General features: G+C 43.5%; 15 protein-coding genes. 9 read left to right on the forward strand and 6 right to left on the reverse strand.

The window, feature by feature from the left end; genetic code table 11:
• Positions 1 to 212 precede the first annotated feature (212 nt).
• Entirely contained in the window at positions 213 to 1502 is a 1290-nt protein-coding gene (locus L3V33_RS09910) for a citrate synthase (RefSeq protein WP_004734217.1), read from the forward strand.
• Positions 1503 to 1638: 136 nt separating this feature from the next.
• Here the strand turns inward: L3V33_RS09910 and L3V33_RS09915 are convergent, their stop codons facing one another.
• Positions 1639 to 2397 (reverse strand): Nif3-like dinuclear metal center hexameric protein, encoded by a 759-nt coding sequence (locus L3V33_RS09915; RefSeq protein WP_171308851.1) that lies wholly within the window; start codon positions 2395 to 2397, stop codon positions 1639 to 1641.
• 90 nt (positions 2398 to 2487) lie between these two features.
• Here L3V33_RS09915 and L3V33_RS09920 point away from each other — a divergent pair, with 90 nt between their 5' ends.
• Positions 2488 to 3246: a DUF1853 family protein gene (locus L3V33_RS09920; RefSeq protein ID WP_054547182.1), complete on the forward strand. Its 759-nt coding sequence runs from the start codon at positions 2488 to 2490 to the stop codon at positions 3244 to 3246.
• Between the two features lie 135 nt (positions 3247 to 3381).
• On the opposite strand, the gene pgm is transcribed toward L3V33_RS09920, so the two are convergent.
• Both pgm and seqA read right to left on the reverse strand, forming a co-directional pair.
• On the reverse strand, positions 3382 to 5028 hold the full coding sequence (gene pgm / locus L3V33_RS09925; protein ID WP_102490519.1) for a phosphoglucomutase (alpha-D-glucose-1,6-bisphosphate-dependent): 1647 nt from the start codon (positions 5026 to 5028) through the stop codon (positions 3382 to 3384).
• Between the two features lie 92 nt (positions 5029 to 5120).
• Complete coding sequence (gene seqA / locus L3V33_RS09930) at positions 5121 to 5660, reverse strand: replication initiation negative regulator SeqA (protein WP_004734221.1); 540 nt, start codon at positions 5658 to 5660, stop codon at positions 5121 to 5123.
• 93 nt (positions 5661 to 5753) lie between these two features.
• Between seqA and L3V33_RS09935 the strand changes: the two genes are divergently transcribed.
• The 3 genes from L3V33_RS09935 (at position 5754) to fldA (ending at position 7433) form a co-directional block, all read left to right on the forward strand.
• Positions 5754 to 6515, forward strand: a complete 762-nt coding sequence (locus tag L3V33_RS09935) for an alpha/beta fold hydrolase (RefSeq protein ID WP_017088034.1) — start codon at positions 5754 to 5756, stop codon at positions 6513 to 6515.
• 108 nt (positions 6516 to 6623) lie between these two features.
• Positions 6624 to 6842: a DUF2788 domain-containing protein gene (locus L3V33_RS09940; RefSeq protein WP_004734223.1), complete on the forward strand. Its 219-nt coding sequence runs from the start codon at positions 6624 to 6626 to the stop codon at positions 6840 to 6842.
• Between the two features lie 57 nt (positions 6843 to 6899).
• Positions 6900 to 7433: a flavodoxin FldA gene (gene fldA, locus L3V33_RS09945; protein ID WP_004734224.1), complete on the forward strand. Its 534-nt coding sequence runs from the start codon at positions 6900 to 6902 to the stop codon at positions 7431 to 7433.
• A 96-nt stretch (positions 7434 to 7529) separates the two neighbouring features.
• On the opposite strand, the gene L3V33_RS09950 is transcribed toward fldA, so the two are convergent.
• The gene (locus L3V33_RS09950) at positions 7530 to 8036 is read right to left on the reverse strand and encodes a DUF4442 domain-containing protein (protein WP_146456020.1); all 507 of its coding nucleotides are present in this window, start codon (positions 8034 to 8036) and stop codon (positions 7530 to 7532) included.
• Between the two features lie 207 nt (positions 8037 to 8243).
• On the opposite strand from L3V33_RS09950, the gene fcrX reads away from it, so the two are divergent.
• On the forward strand, positions 8244 to 8693 hold the full coding sequence (gene fcrX / locus L3V33_RS09955; RefSeq protein WP_004734226.1) for a ferric iron uptake transcriptional regulator FcrX: 450 nt from the start codon (positions 8244 to 8246) through the stop codon (positions 8691 to 8693).
• Between the two features lie 199 nt (positions 8694 to 8892).
• On the opposite strand, the gene glnS is transcribed toward fcrX, so the two are convergent.
• Together glnS and nagE are read right to left on the reverse strand one after the other, a co-directional pair.
• Positions 8893 to 10560 carry a glutamine--tRNA ligase gene (glnS, locus tag L3V33_RS09960; protein WP_114633861.1) on the reverse strand — a complete coding sequence of 556 codons (1668 nt, stop codon included), beginning with the start codon at positions 10558 to 10560 and terminating at the stop codon, positions 8893 to 8895.
• Positions 10561 to 10862: 302 nt separating this feature from the next.
• Entirely contained in the window at positions 10863 to 12422 is a 1560-nt protein-coding gene (nagE, locus tag L3V33_RS09965; protein WP_017079465.1) for an N-acetylglucosamine-specific PTS transporter subunit IIBC, read from the reverse strand.
• A 475-nt stretch (positions 12423 to 12897) separates the two neighbouring features.
• On the opposite strand from nagE, the gene nagA reads away from it, so the two are divergent.
• From nagA to L3V33_RS09980, 3 genes are all read left to right on the forward strand, one after another.
• Positions 12898 to 14034: an N-acetylglucosamine-6-phosphate deacetylase gene (nagA, locus tag L3V33_RS09970; protein ID WP_237290324.1), complete on the forward strand. Its 1137-nt coding sequence runs from the start codon at positions 12898 to 12900 to the stop codon at positions 14032 to 14034.
• 2 nt (positions 14035 to 14036) lie between these two features.
• A complete protein-coding gene (locus L3V33_RS09975) occupies positions 14037 to 15251 on the forward strand; it encodes an ROK family protein (protein WP_004734232.1) in 1215 nt (404 codons plus the stop codon).
• 85 nt (positions 15252 to 15336) lie between these two features.
• Positions 15337 to 16923 (forward strand): cation:proton antiporter family protein, encoded by a 1587-nt coding sequence (locus tag L3V33_RS09980; protein WP_017079462.1) that lies wholly within the window; start codon positions 15337 to 15339, stop codon positions 16921 to 16923.
• Positions 16924 to 16974 lie beyond the last annotated feature (51 nt).

Genomic DNA, 16974 nt, shown 5'->3' on the forward strand with positions numbered 1-16974 from the left:
AAACTTTTCAGCGCCACTATACGGCTGGCAACATTCTAATACAATTGATGCAACAAATAATGCTACACAGAACAGATTTTTAACGAATTTAATGTAAAAAACACTAACAAGTGCACACAAAGCTGCAGAAAAATTGACTTTCTCACGTAAGACCAGTAAAAAAATGGCACATAAACATCCTGGACGGATTAATAATAACAAAGGAGATTGTTATGGCGGATAAGAAAGCTACCCTTCATATTGAAGGTCAAGCACCGATCGAATTGCCGATTACAGAAGGTGTACTTGGTACTCCAGTCATCGACGTTCGTACACTGGGTTCTAATGGTTTTTTCACTTTTGATCCTGGTTTTCTTGCCACTGCATCTTGTGAATCGCAAATAACTTATATTGACGGTGGAAAAGGTATCCTTCTACACCGTGGTTATCCAATTGATCAACTGGCCAATAACGCTGATTACTTAGAAGTTTGTTACATTCTTTTATACGGCGAAGCTCCTTCTCGAGCTCAATACGAAGAGTTCAAGACGACAGTCACACGTCACACCATGGTTCACGAGCAAATTGCTAGTTTCTTCCACGGCTTCCGTCGTGACGCTCACCCAATGGCTGTTATGTGTGGTGTGGTAGGTGCGCTTGCTGCGTTCTATCATGATTCATTAGATGTTAATAACGACACACACCGTGAAATTGCGGCATACCGCCTAATTTCTAAGATGCCGACACTGGCTGCAATGTGTTACAAATATTCTATCGGTCAACCGTTTATCTACCCGCGCAATGACCTAGGCTACGCAGAAAACTTCCTACATATGATGTATGCAAACCCATGTGAAGAATATGAAGTAAACCCTGTTGTCGCTCGCGCAATGGACAAAATCTTTACGTTACATGCTGATCACGAACAGAATGCTTCAACGTCAACGGTTCGTTTAGCAGGTTCTTCGGGTGCAAACCCATTTGCTTGTATTGCTGCTGGTATCGCTTCTTTGTGGGGTCCTGCTCACGGTGGTGCTAACGAAGCTTGTCTAATGATGCTTGAAGAGATCGGTAGCGTAGACAACATTGAAGAATATGTAGCAAAAGCAAAAGACAAAGATGACCCATTCCGTCTAATGGGCTTCGGTCACCGTGTTTACAAAAACTACGATCCACGTGCAACAGTAATGCGTGAAGCGTGTCACGAAGTACTTAAAGAGCTAAACATTCAAGATCCACTACTAGACGTAGCAATGGAACTTGAGCGCATCGCTCTTTCTGACGAGTACTTTGTTTCTAAGAAGCTATACCCGAACGTAGATTTCTACTCAGGTATAATTCTGAAAGCGATCGGTATTCCTGTATCAATGTTCACAGTAATCTTCGCGATGTCTCGTACTATCGGTTGGATTGCACACTGGAACGAAATGCACAGCGATCCGACAAACCGTATCGGTCGTCCTCGTCAGTTGTACACTGGTGAAGAACAGCGTGATTTCCAAGCTCTACACGAGCGCGAATAGTAAAATTTAGACTTTTCTAATCGATTAAATTCAAAAAGGGTTGATGTATTAACATCAACCCTTTTTTGTCTTCCAGTATTTCGTATCACTTCAATGAAGGTACAAATATCCAGAAAGTCATAATCTCTAAACGTGGTTACACTGGATTATCAATATCGATAAATTCTACGTCTAAGCCATGTTCTTTCGTTAGCCATTCACCTAGCGCTTTCACACCATAGCGTTCTGTTGCATGGTGGCCTGCGGCAAAGTAATGAATGTCTTGTTCACGTGCTGAGTACGTTGTGCGCTCTGAAATTTCACCAGAGATAAACGCATCAATACCTTGAGACGCAGCTAACTCAATGTAGTCTTGACCACCACCAGTACACCAACCAACAGTCGTAATCATTTTATCTTGGTTTTCTGGAGTGATATGTAATGGCTTGCGGTTCAAAGCTTGGCCAATCTTTTCTGCGAACTCTGCACCAGTCATTGGTGAACTCAACTTACCAAACATCGCAACAGATTGTGGATGCCCTTCCAAGCCACCTTCAACTTCAATGTCGAGCAACTCTGCAAGCTTGGCGTTGTTACCAAGTTCAGGGTGGATATCAAGTGGTAAGTGGTAACCCAAAAGGTTGATGTCGTTTTTAATCAGAGTTCGAATGCGCTTACCCTTCATACCACGAATGGCTTCTGACTCACCTTTCCAAAAGAAACCGTGATGGACTAATAAAGCATCTGCGTTCAGTTCTACCGCTTTATCAATTAATGCTTGAGAAGCTGTCACACCAGTAACAATGCGCTTTACTTGAGAAGTACCTTCCACTTGAAGACCATTAGGACAGTAATCTTTAATCTGCTGTGGCTGAAGTTTTTCGTTAAGTAGCTTTTCTAATTGTAAGTTATTCATTTTTCTTTCCAGCTTAACTTTATAATAACGTCGTTATATCAATTTACGGGTAGAATGTCGAAAGCCCCACGATGAGTTTATGAGGAACCGATGACAGCACTGCAACGTTTTTACCAATGGGTCATCGACTCACCGCCGTTACTGAAAATTAAGCCACCGATTTCCGATCTTGGTGCATTCTTAAGCACCCATGCCATCGACTCATCACACACTTATAACGGAAACCCAAGGTTAGGTTTCCTCTACCAGCATCTATGTGAACAAGTCATTGAAGCCTCACCTGATTATTCGGTCAAGTACGATGAGATTCAAATTAATGTTGAGGGAAGAACACTCGGTGCTATCGACTTTATTTTAGAAGAAGAAAATAGCCAGAAACTGCAACACTGGGAAGTCGCGATCAAGTTTTACCTGCTCCATGAACAGACATGGTTTGGTCCTAACTCTCATGACCAATTGGATAAGAAGTTAGACAGGATGCTCACCCATCAACTTGGCATGTCCTCTTCAGCGGCGTTTGTGGAGCAATATCCAGAGATCGATGTCGACTCAAAACATCTCCTCATGCAGGGTCGTCTATATACCAACCCATTCTTAGATCAAAAAGTACCTACTGAATGTTTGGGCTATGACATTAATTCAAGCCAAGTAAACGGTTTTTGGTGTTATCAAAACCAAGCCCATTTAATTACTGATGTACTCTACCCTCTCACCAAAGAGCAATGGGCAGCTGGCACTGATGACTTCACCTGTGAACCTATCACCGAGTTTGGTGATCGCTTCGTTCATGGGCAAACTAAATCAGGGCAGTTTTGGTTTGTGATGCCACAAAGTTGGCCACACGGTTAAGACAATCTACTCATTTGCAAATTAATTCAAACACTTAGCCTTAACCGCTATACCCACAAGCTGATAAAAAAGGGCTGATGCTTTCACATCAACCCTTTCACTATTTACTTGATGACTCTACTAATCGGTATTCGATTATAGGCCAGCGGCTGCAAATACTTGATTAACAATCTCTTGAGCTTCTGCTTCGATTGCTTTCAGGTGCTCTTCACCTTTAAAGCTTTCACAGTAGATCTTGTAGATGTCTTCTGTACCTGATGGACGAGCAGCAAACCAACCGTTTTCAGTCGTCACTTTTAGGCCACCAATCGCAGCGCCATTACCCGGAGCGTGCGTTAGGCGTGCGGTAATTGGGTCACCAGCCAGCGTCTCAGCAGAAACCATCTCTGGAGACAGCTTCTTAAGTACGTCTTTTTGTGCACCGTTTGCTACCGCTTGAATACGGTTATACTTAGATTCACCGTGTTTAGCAGCAAGCTCTTCGTAATATTCTTGTGGGTTCTTACCCGTTACTGCTGTGATCTCAGCCGCAAGCAAACAAAGAATTAGGCCATCTTTATCTGTTGACCAAGGCGTACCGTCTTTACGTAAGAAAGATGCGCCAGCACTCTCTTCACCACCGAAACCAAACTGACCGTTGTATAAGCCATCAACGAACCATTTGAAACCAACCGGCACTTCACAAAGTTCACGACCTAAGTCAGCAACAACACGGTCGATTAGTGCACTTGACACTAGTGTTTTACCCACTGCAACGTCTTTGCCCCAACCTTCACGGTTACGGTATAGATAGTCAATACAAACCGCTAGGAAGTGGTTTGGATTCATCAGGCCTTTTGGCGTAACGATGCCGTGGCGATCGTAATCAGGGTCGTTACCAAACGCTAGTTGATAGTCATCTTTAAGCGCCAGTAAGCCTGCCATTGCGTACGGAGAAGAACAATCCATACGAACCACACCATCTTTGTCTAGAGACATAAATTGGAACGAAGGATCAACCGCTTCACTGACCAGAGTAAGATCTAGGTTGTACGCTTTGCCAATTTGACGCCAGTAATCAATACCGCTGCCACCCAGTGGATCAACACCAATCTTGATGTTTGCTTTCTGGATCGCTTCCATATCAACCACGTTAACCAAGTCAGCAACGTAAGGAGCAACTAAATCAACTTCTTTCACTAGCTCAGACTGTTTAGCCTGTGCGATAGGAGTACGCTTTACACCTTGCATTTGCTCAGCAATGATGACGTTCGCACGATCTTCAATCGCTTGAGTTAGCTCAGCCTCAGCAGGGCCACCGTGTGTCGGGTTGTATTTAATACCACCGTCTTGTGGTGGGTTATGCGACGGCGTGATAACAATGCCGTCCGCTTTTTTATCATTCACTAGGTTGTGCGTAAGAATCGCGTGCGAGATACCAGGTGTTGGAGTAAAGCCATTTTTTTCTTGAATAATAACTTCAACGCCGTTGGCTACAAGCACTTCGATTACAGTAGAAAACGCAGGCTCAGAGAGAGCGTGAGTATCTTTACCTAGGAAAAGAGGTCCTGTTGTACCTTGCTCAGCACGAACTTCAGCCACCGCTTGTGCGATCGCGAGAATGTGGTTTTCATTAAATGTTGATTTGTCTGCTGTACCACGGTGACCTGAAGTACCGAACAGTACTTTGTGATCTGGGTTAGTAGCATCCGGTTGCTGTAAGAAATAGTTAGCAACTAAAGCCGGAATATTATGAAGATCTTCCTGCTGAGCTTTCTGCCCAGCACGAGGGTGCATAGCCATTTTTCGACATCCTTATATATAAAATTTAAAAACAAAAAAACCTCATAATATCTTCTTATCCATGGATATTATGAGGTTTAAATCAGATTTCGTTAAATTGAACCTGTTACTTTTTCTATCAATTCTGCTTGGAAACTCATGCGGCTCATAAGCTGTTCAACCATTTGTCTTTTACGGCTAGTGTTATTATTAGTTATTACCCAAAAAGGACTTTGTGGAATGGCTTTAGGCTTCGTTGTGTTGCCGTTTGCTAGCAAGGTCTCTTCGTTATCTGCAAAGTAAACACGCTTGCGGCCTTTTACTTGAGTCGCTTCTGAAAAGCTTAAAGGGTCGATTTTATGCAGTGTCGATAACACAAGCATGAAACGATCAATGGCTTTCTTCAGTGATGCAAACTCATCTGATATTAGTAGTGAGCGCATTTCTTTAACACCATCGAACTTCTCCGGAGTAAAGCCTACCTCTTTGCTAACAACGATACCTTTTGGCTCAACGATCTCTTCGATCGGAACCATGCCTTGGCTATCAACCTGTAATAAGCGGCGCAGAATATCTGAAGCGCTTTCGCCAATACGTTCTGTCTGACCCGCAATAAAACGGTATAGGTCCTCATCAACCTCAATTGTTTTCATTCGCTTTTCACAATCTCAATGTTTAAACTCAGGGGGATTATAGCGAGATCCGCGCGGATACTCTACGTCAAACCCACCATGAATAAGATAAAAATGTCAGTACAGCTCAACTATAAATTAGAAGGTGCGGGTCACACCATTGTTTTGATCCATGGATTATTCGGTAATCTGGACAACCTTGGCTTGCTCGCTAGGGATCTAAAAGCCGATCACCAGGTACTTAGTATCGATCTACGCAACCACGGCCAATCCTTCCATAGTGACACTCACGACTATAAAGCAATGGCACAAGATGTGGCTCAACTACTGAATGATCTTGAGTTAAATGATGTCACTGTGATTGGTCATTCCATGGGTGGCAAGGTAGCGATGGCGCTGACACAACATCTTACGCTGCATAAATTGATTGTCTTGGATATGGCACCAGTCGCGTACACCCAAAGTCGCCACGACAACGTATTCGCCGGCCTACAAGCCGTGATAGAAGAAAAACCGACATCACGCTCAGACGCGCTTAAGATCCTCGCAAAACATATCGAAATTGATGGGGTTCGCCAGTTTTTGACCAAATCTTTGTTCAAAACGGAACAAGGCATCATGGAATGGCGCTTCAACGTTGCTTCGTTATTGAGCAACTATCCACAAATTATTGGTTGGGAACCGATCGAGAAAACCTCGGTCAAAACCTTGCTAATAAAAGGTGGGGATTCTGATTACCTCACAGCTGAGCATCAAACCGCCGTTCAACAGCAGTTTTCCAACGCAAAGGCTCATGTTATCGCTAACACGGGACACTGGTTACACGCGGAAAAGCCAGCTGAAGTACTCCGTGCAATAAGAAAATTCATCGCTTAGATAGGTTGATTAGTCGATATAAATGAGAGCTGTGTAATCACAGCAGATTAACTTTATCTCACAACAGTGATATAGTGCGCCCAAGCAAATTTGGTATATAAGGTTCCCATGCTTTACGACTACATGAACATCATTGAATCTATTGGTTTAGATCTTCTGTTTGCCGCGATTTTCTTTCTAATCGGAATGGCAATTAAAGACGTTCTAAAGGAAGGAAATGTTCCTGCATTTGGTCGTCGCATCGTATGGTTAGTACTTTTCCTTGGCTGCGCAGGTTTTATCGCAAAAGGGATAATCCAACTAAGCTGGGAAGGAACTGGAATCTAACGATTTCCTCCGAACTTTATTACACCGACAACAGACAAAATGAAAGGTAATGATTCTATGGCAAGTGTAGGTCTCTTCTTTGGTAGCGATACAGGTAACACTGAAGCTGTTGCTAAGATGATTCAAAAGCAATTGGGCAAGCAGCTCGTTCAAGTTCAAGACATTGCAAAAAGCAGCAAAGAAGACATCGATAACTTCGATCTACTGCTGCTTGGTATCCCTACGTGGTACTACGGCGAAGCACAATGTGATTGGGACGACTTTTTCCCTGAGCTAGAAGCTATTGATTTTTCAACTAAGCTTGTTGCTATCTTTGGTTGTGGCGACCAAGAAGATTACGCAGAATACTTCTGTGATGCTATGGGTACTATCCGTGACATCGTTGAAGCGAAAGGCGGTACTATCCTAGGTCACACATCAACTGAAAGCTACGAATTCGAAGCATCGAAAGGCTTAGTTGAAGGCGATGACAGCCAATTCGTTGGTCTATGTATCGATGAAGACCGTCAACCTGAGCTAACTGATGAGCGTGTATCTAACTGGGTTAAACAAATCCACGAAGAAATGTGCCTAGCAGAGCTAGAAGACTAATTCTCTAGCGATTGTTAATTGTTACAATTAATGATCGATATGTAGATATGAAAAAACCTCCTTATAGGAGGTTTTTTGCTATTTAATGTTCATCAATCAACACTCAGCTTCTAATGCTTCGTCATCCTCTCTGAACTGCGGCTTCTTTCTCACATACAGGGTTCGCTGAATTTCTGACACCACATTCCCCTGCTTATCTTTAACGTGGATAATAAATTCGGGGAAGCACTTCTCACCAAGCTGTGTCTGACGATAGATATCATCCAGTTGCCCTTGGCTTATCTCAAAATCTGCATACAAGTCGGATTGACCCGGCTTGATAAAGTTAATACTCGCCTCTTTATCCCAAACATAATATCGCTCACCTAAAATACCCATTAACATCAAAGAGTAAACTGGATCGGTAAGAGAAAAGATACTGCCGCCATATTGAGTACGATTGGCGTTCTTATTCCACCAGCGCAGCTTTAGTATCGTCTTAACAACCCTAAAGTCAGGGCTAATGTGAGCTATTCGAATTCCCGATCCCCAAAAAGGAGGCCAAATATTGAGAGCAAATTTTACAATGTTGGGTTTATATATTTTTGCGAGTTGCTTATTCATAACAACATTCCATGTTCATATCAGAAACACCGTCAGCTTGACTGGTCGTACCTCCACTATAAGTGAGATACTTCCAATTTACAAAACAGATTGTGATGTCAGTAAGTAACCCTTTGAAGTTCGTGGTTTATTGTTATGCCTGACTAAACTATAATGGTATTAATATTGAATTCTGTTAATTGCTGCAGATCATCAACAGGAAAGTATATGTCAGACAATAATCAAGCGCTAAAAGATGCTGGTCTTAAAGTGACCCTCCCACGGCTCAAAATTTTAGAAGTATTACAACAACCAGACTGCCAACATATTAGTGCTGAAGATTTATATAAAAAGCTGATCGACTTAGGTGAAGAAATCGGCCTTGCGACCGTTTATCGCGTACTGAACCAATTCGATGATGCTGGCATTGTAACTCGCCACCACTTTGAAGGTGGTAAGTCTGTATTTGAACTTTCAACACAGCATCACCACGATCACCTAGTATGTTTAGACTGCGGTGAAGTTATCGAATTCTCTGATGATCTTATCGAAGAAAGACAAAAAGAAATCGCTCAACGCTACAACGTACAGCTAACCAACCACAGTTTGTATCTGTATGGTAAAAGCATCACTGGGGATTGCAAAGGCAACCCAGACGCACACAAAGCGAAGAAATAACTCAGAACGCTGGCTTAGGCCGGCGTTTTTTATTTGGGCTCATGCGGTATTAAGATTCACATCAGCTTGTCCCACAATTTGTTATTTTATCCAGACACAAAAAAACCGGCTCTAGGCCGGTTTTTTATTAAGTATATCTTGAGAAACTAAGCTTTAAGACACTAAGCTTGGAAAAACAGAGCTGAGAAAAACAAAGCCATTAAGCTTCAGTTTTACCCCAAGTGTCACGTAGACCAACCGTGCGGTTGAATACTAGTGCGTCTGCTTTAGAGTCTTTCGAATCCACACAGAAGTAGCCTGTACGTTCAAACTGGTACGCTTGCTCTGCTACACCTTCCGCTAGGCTAGGTTCAACAAAACCGTTTAGCGTAACAAGTGATTCAGGGTTAAGCGTCGCTGCAAAATCATCAGCAGCGGCTGGGTTTGCCACTGTGAATAGACGATCGTACAAACGAATCTCAGCAGGTAGCGCTTTATCAGCTGATACCCAGTGGATAACACCTTTCACTTTACGGCCATCTGCTGGGTTCTTACCGAGTGTTTCGTTATCGTAAGAACAGAAGATAGTCGTAATGTTGCCTTCTGCATCTTTTTCGATACGTTCAGCTTTGATCACGTAAGCACCACGTAGACGAACTTCTTTGCCAAGAACCAAACGTTTGTATTTCTTGTTTGCTTCTTCACGGAAGTCGTCACGCTCAATCCAAACTTCGCGTGTAAATGGAACTTCACGAGTACCCATTTCTGGCTTGTTCGGGTGGTTTGCCACTGTCAGTGTTTCTACTGTATCAGCGTCGTAGTTTTCAATCACGACCTTGATAGGGTCAAGAACAGCCATTGCACGAGGTGCATTTTCGTTCAGATCATCACGGATACAAGATTCAAGTGAGCCGAACTCAATCATGTTCTCTTGTTTAGTCACACCAATACGTTTACAGAATTCGCGAATCGAGCTTGAAGTGAAGCCACGACGACGCAAACCAGAGATTGTTGGCATACGTGGGTCGTCCCAACCTTCAACTAGGTTTTCAACCACAAGTTGGTTCAGCTTACGCTTCGACATTACCGTGTATTCAAGATTCAGACGGCTAAACTCGTACTGACGAGGTTGGCAATCAATCGTGATGTTGTCTAGAACCCAGTCATACAAACGACGGTTATCTTGGAATTCAAGCGTACAGATAGAGTGCGTAATGCCCTCTAGCGCATCAGAGATACAGTGAGTGAAGTCGTACATTGGGTAAATGCACCACTTGTCAGCAGTCTGATGGTGGTGAGCAAAACGAACACGGTAGATAACTGGATCGCGCATAACCATGAATGAAGAGCTCATGTCGATCTTAGCACGTAAACATGCTTTGCCTTCTTCGAAGCCACCGTCACGCATTTTTTCAAACAACGCTAGGTTTTCTTCAGGGCTGCGATCACGATATGGGCTCGCGTTACCAGGCTCTTTTAACGTGCCACGGTATTCACGGATCTGCTCAGGACTTAGCTCGTCAACATACGCTAAGCCTTTATTAATTAATTCCACAGCATAAGCGTAAAGTGTATCGAAGTAGTTTGATGAGTAACAAATATCACCCGACCATTCGAAGCCTAACCAGCTTACATCATTCTTAATTGACTCAACGTATTCAACGTCTTCTTTTTCAGGGTTTGTATCATCGAAACGAAGATTACATTGTCCCTGGTAGTCCTGAGCAATACCAAAGTTCAAGCAAATAGATTTAGCGTGACCAATGTGCAGGTAGCCATTTGGCTCCGGCGGGAAACGAGTATGCACGCTACTGTGTGTACCATCCGCTAAATCTTTATCGATAATTTGGCGAATGAAATTCGATGGACGAGCCTCAGCTTCACTCATCTATAGCACCTCTATGTATTTAGTATTGTCAGAGAAAGTTATCTTTCATATCCGAGACAAAGGCGGCTTTTGCTGCCTATCAAAGATAGAAAGATCATTGTTGCTAATCATCCACAATTCTTCGCCTTTGCACAATAAGAACCATCAGTTAATTGTGATTATTTCTGCTATTCGATGAAGAATAGAACGAACCTTGTTCACTGGCCTTAAATGACAGGCACAAAAAAGCCTCCCGTGTGGGAGGCTTTCAATTTGAAACTTAGTTAAGAGCCGTTGTTACGTCTTAACAAGTACTTCCTTTACTATGGAAGTTTTACATCAGATAGGTCTTCACCTGCACCGATAGCTTTCATTTCGCCAGCGACGATTTCAGCTAGTGGGCCTAGGATAACCTGTAGGTTGTTCTCACCTAGTTTAACCACACCTTTAGCGCCAAGTTTCTTAAGAACAACTTCATCAGCGATAGAGCGGTCTTTAAGAGTTAGACGTAGACGAGTGATACAAGCATCGATTGAAGTCAGGTTTTCGTGACCACCTAGAGCTTTCAGGTATTGACGAGCAACGTCACCTTTTGGCGCGTCACCAGCAGGAGCTGCTGCAGCTTCGTCATCATCTTCACGACCTGGCGATTTCAAGTTGAAAGCGCGGATTGCGAAAGAGAAAGTGAAGAAGTATAGAGCACCGAATGCTAAGCCAATCAATAGTAGAGTGAATGGTTTAGTTGCTAGACCCCAGTTCAGTACGAAGTCGATTAGACCAGCAGAGAAACCGAAACCGTGCAGAGTACCAAACATGTTTGCCACTACTAGAGACAGACCTGTAAATACCGCGTGCATTGCGTATAGAGCAGGAGCTAGGAATACGAACATGAATTCTAGCGGCTCTGTGATACCTGTTAGGAATGAACAGAATGCAACTGAGAACAATGCGCCACCAACTTGGCTACGTTTTTCAGCAGGAGCAGCTAGGTACATTGCAAGTGCAGCACCTGGTAGACCGAACATCATTACTGGGAAGAAACCGTTCATGAATACGCCAGCGCCTTTATCGCCACCGAAGAAACGGTGTAGGTCGCCAGATTTAACTGTTTCAGTCACTTCTTTAACAACAGTAGTAATCTCTGGAGTTACTGAGTTAGCGAATGTGAATGTATGCTCTTGACCAACAACTAGAGTTTTAGCCAGTGCAGGGTCAACACAAAGTTGAGTGATGTTAGCGAATGCGCCTTGACCAGCAACGATGATTTCTTGACACGTACCCATACCGAACCAGAAGTATGAGTTCAATACGTGGTGTAGACCTACAGGGATTAGTGCACGGTTAAGAGTACCGTAAACGAATTGGCCAACAGCACCAGACGTTGATACCGCATGAGCTAGTGCATCTAGACCAGATTGAATACCAGGCCAAACCACACCAGACACAGCACCTGCAACAAGTGCAAATAGACCGGCCATGATAGGTACTAAACGTTTACCCGCGAAGAAAGCCAGCCACTCAGGAAGGCGTGTTGCATGGAAAGCGTTGTAAGAGTGACCTGCGATGATACCTGCGAAGATACCGCCGAAGAATGACATGTTAACGTCTGCGTTAATTGTGGTTGCTGTTGCTGTTAGTACGAAGTAAGCAACTGCACCAGCAAGACCCGCTGCGCCGTTACCGTCTTTAGAAAGACCAATCGCGATACCTAGACCAAATAGCAATGGTAGGTTACCGAAGATAGCACCACCAGCTTCTGCCATGAATGGAATATCAAGTAAATCGCCTTGACCTAAACGTAAAAGAAGCGCCGCAATCGGAAGCGTTGCGATTGGTAGCATTAACGCCTTACCAAGCTTCTGTGCATATCCTAGAATATTCACCAGTTGTTTCCCCCTATAGGATTTTTTAGAATTCGTTTGAGAAACTTATTTTAGTCGCTCAATTTAGTCCTATTCAGTGTATTCAATTAATTTTGCTCCGCAAATTAAAACCTTACCATTTGTGATCGTAATCACCAGTTTTTACCAAATCCAGAGGTTTTTGCTAGCGAGATCATAAAACTTATTTTATCATTCAAAAAAATGAACGTTTATAGATAAAATCTAAACCTAACCATTAGGTAAAATGATGGTATCCCTGGGTTTACGCTGTCCAATAAACAATCATTAAAAGTGAACCTAAATGTATATCAATAATCAATTGTTCATATATTTTTCAACAACTTAAATCGCTTCCCATTTTGAAGCCGTTTGCCCATAAAAGATAAATCGTTACGTAAATGATGCTCGCAAACTAAGTCCACATTTAGGTAACGAACAAATTTTAAAGATCTCACGAAATAAGGATTAGCTGACTATGTACGCGCTAAGTAACTGTAAAATTTACACTGGTAGTGATGTTCTAACCGATCATGCTGTTGTAATCGAAAACGAACTGATCAAAAAAGTCTGTCCTATCTCTGAATTACCAGAAGGAATCGAAGTTCGCGACCTAAACGGAGCAAACCTAAGCCCAGGCTTTATTGACCTACAATTGAATGGTTGTGGCGGTGTAATGCTTAACGATGAGATCACTGCAGACACAATGCAGATCATGCACAAAGCAAACCTTAAATCTGGCTGTACTAGCTTCCTGCCAACGCTAATCACTTCTTCTGACGAAGACATGCGCGCGGTTATTACCGCAGCTCGTGAGTATCACAACCAATACCAAAACCAATCTCTTGGCCTACACCTTGAAGGTCCGTATTTAAACGTCGCGAAAAAAGGCATTCACAGCGTCGATCACATTCGTAAATCAGACAGCGAAATGATTGAGCTTATCTGTGAGAACAGTGACCTTGTGACCAAAGTAACATTGGCTCCAGAACTCAACGACCCAGAACACATTGAGCGTCTGCGCAAAGCTGGTGTGGTTGTTTCGATTGGTCACACGAATGCAACGTACGCAGAAGCTCGTCAAGGTTTCGAATCAGGTATCACTTTTGCCACTCATCTATTCAATGCAATGACTCCTATGGTTGGTCGTGAGCCTGGCGTTGTTGGCGCGATTTACGATACGCCTGAGGTTTATGCTGGCATTATTGCCGATGGCTTCCACGTTGATTACGCAAACATCAGAATTGCGCATAAAATCAAGGGAGAAAAGTTGGTATTAGTGACGGATGCCACAGCTCCTGCAGGTGCTGACATGGAATACTTTATTTTTGTCGGTAAGAAAGTATATTACCGTGATGGTAAGTGTGTTGATGAAAACGGCACACTGGGCGGCTCAGCTCTGACTATGATTGAAGCAGTTCAGAATACAGTTGAGCACGCCGGTATCGCTTTAGACGAAGCTCTTCGCATGGCTACGCTATACCCAGCTACGGCTATCGGTGTAGAAAGCAAGCTAGGTCGAATCAAAAAAGGCATGGTTGCAAACCTAGCCGTATTTGACCGAGACTTTAACGTTAAAGCGACTGTTGTTAACGGACAATACGAGCACAATTAAGTATGAATGGCGGACAAATAGGTAACGTAGACTTAGTTAAACAACTAAACAGTGCGGCGGTATACCGACTAATAGACCAACAAGGGCCTATCAGTCGTATACAAGTGGCTGATGTAAGCCAACTCGCACCGGCAAGTGTTACAAAAATTACCCGCCAACTTTTAGAGCGCGGCCTAATTAAAGAGGTTGCGCAGCAAGCGTCTACTGGCGGTAGACGCGCTATCTCCCTAACCACAGAAGTAGAGCCTTTTCACTCTGTCGCTGTGCGCTTGGGTCGAGATTACATTCAAATAAGCCTGCATGACCTTGGCGGTCGTGAGCTGGCTTTCCAACAGCAAGACCTGAATTACTCAGACCAATCAGACCTCACCCAAGGCTTGGTCAATAACTTGAAGGCTTTCATTGCTGAACACCAACCAAAGATCGACCAACTGATTGCCATTGGTGTCACTCTTCCAGGCTTGGTTAACCCAACGACAGGTGTCGTTGAGTACATGCCAAATACAGACATCGATAACCTTGCGTTAAGCGACATTATTCGCGACACATTCCATGTTGCTTGTTTTGTTGGTAATGACGTTCGAGGAATGGCGCTTGCTGAGCACTACTTCGGTGCAAGCAAAGACAGCCAAGATTCTATTTTGGTTAGCGTTCACCGTGGTACTGGTGCTGGTATTATTGTTAATGGTCAGGTTTTCCTTGGCCATAACCGCAACGTGGGTGAAATTGGTCATATCCAAATTGATCCACTTGGCGAGCAATGCCAATGCGGTAATTTCGGTTGTCTTGAAACCGTAGCGGCAAACCCTGCCATTGTTGAACGTGTCCAAAAGCTAATTAAGCAAGGTTATGAGTCCTCGCTAACAGAGATTGAGCACATTACCATTCAAGATGTATGTGACCATGCTATCAATGGCGACGAACTGGCTAAGCAAAGTTTGGTTCGAGTAGGTAATCAACTGGGTAAAGCTATCGCAATGACGATTAACTTGTTTAATCCTCAAAAAGTTATCATTGCTGGTGATATTACAAAGGCACAAGAGATTGTTTTCCCTGCAATTAAGCGCAATGTAGAGAATCAGTCGTTAACGGCTTTCCATAGCGGCCTGCCTATTGTAGCATCACAGATCGATAAACATCCTACGATGGGAGCTTTTGCCATGATTAAGCGCGCTATGCTCAACGGTGTGTTACTTCAAAAGCTTCTTGAAGACTAAAGAAAAACAACTCTGATTTTCCGCGGGCCGTGTTTGTATAAACACGGCCCGTTTTTTTTAAGCTAGGGAACTACTACTACAAGTTATGGAACTTATATTAATATCCACTGCGTTTATTGCAGGATTTATTGCTTTAAAGTGTCACCTTCCCCCATTGGTCGGCTTTTTGGTCGCTGGTTTTGGGCTCTTTGCTCTGGGTTTTGAAACCAATGACACCATCATTACCTTGGCTGACCTTGGTGTCACCCTGCTTCTATTTACGATTGGCTTAAAGCTCGATATCAAAACCCTGCTCTCTAAAGAGATCTGGGCTGGCGCAACAATCCACAACCTTTTATCCACTCTGTTTTTTGCGGTCGCCCTGTTTGGTTTTAAATTCCTAGGTATTTCCTCGTTGGCAGCCATGTCAATAGAACAGATTGTTCTACTCGGCTTTGCCCTTTCATTCTCTAGTACCGTATTCGCAGTTAAGTCTCTGCAAGAGAAAGGGGAAATGAATGCGACCTATGGAACATTAGCGATCGGTATTCTGGTCATGCAGGATATCTTTGCCGTGGTCTTCTTAACGGCATCGACAGGCAAAATTCCAGAGTGGTATGCCATCGCACTGTTCGCTTTGCCATTCTGTCGTCCGTTGTTCTACAAAGTCCTCGACTGGGTTGGTCACGGCGAAATGTTGGTGCTATTCGGCATTTTCTTCGCATTGGTCGTCGGTGCAGGTTTGTTCCAGTTTGTAGGGGTTAAACCAGATCTAGGTGCTCTTATCTTAGGTATGTTGCTAGCCGGTCACCCAAAAGCTTCAGAGCTGTCGAAATCGCTGTTTAACCTCAAAGAGCTTTTCCTTGTCTGCTTCTTCTTGAATATTGGATTATCCGAGCAACCTACCATTCAAGGCTTTATGCTCGCCATCTTATTCTTGCTGTTACTGCCAGTGAAAGGCGTGCTTTACTTCTTGGTACTCAACCGCTTCAAATTCCGTGTTCGAACCTCTCTACTCGCCTCTCTATCATTGTTTAACTACAGTGAATTTGGTCTTATCGTCGGTGGTCTTGCCTTTAAGATGGGTTGGATGTCTGGCGATATATTAGTGGCGGTGGCGATTGCGGTTTCGTTATCGTTCTTAATTGCTGCTCCTTTAAACAAAGCGGGTCATAAGCTTTATCAACAGTCAGGTAAGTGGCTCAAAGAGCACGCTGCTGAAAAGCTTCACCAACGTGATAAACGAATTGATCCTGGTCGCGCACAAGTGCTTATTCTTGGTATGGGCCGTATTGGTACTGGCGCCTACGATGAATTGCGTTCTCGCTATGGCAAGGTTAGCTTAGGTGTCGAAGTTCGTGAAGAAGCCGCACACAACCATAGAAGCCTTGGAAGAAACGTTATTTCTGGCGATGCAACTGACCCAGATTTCTGGGAGCGTATCTTAGATACAGCAAACGTGAAGCTAGTGATCTTGGCGATGCCTCATCACCAAGGTAATCAAACAGCCTTAGAACAGCTAAAATCACGTAATTTTAAAGGTCAAATCGCAGCCATTGCTGAATACTCCGACCAGCTAGAAACATTGAAAGAGAATGGTGTCGATGCAGCATTCAACATCTACAGTGAAGCTGGTAGTGGTTTTGCTCGACACGTATGTGAGCAATTAAACCCTAACATCAATAAGATCTAATCCTAAACATTGTCTAGTTAACCTCTCAAAATTGCTGTTCTTTTGCACTTT

The sequence above is a fragment of the Vibrio sp. A2-1 genome (assembly GCF_021728355.1).
GTDB lineage: Bacteria > Pseudomonadota > Gammaproteobacteria > Enterobacterales > Vibrionaceae > Vibrio > Vibrio splendidus_K.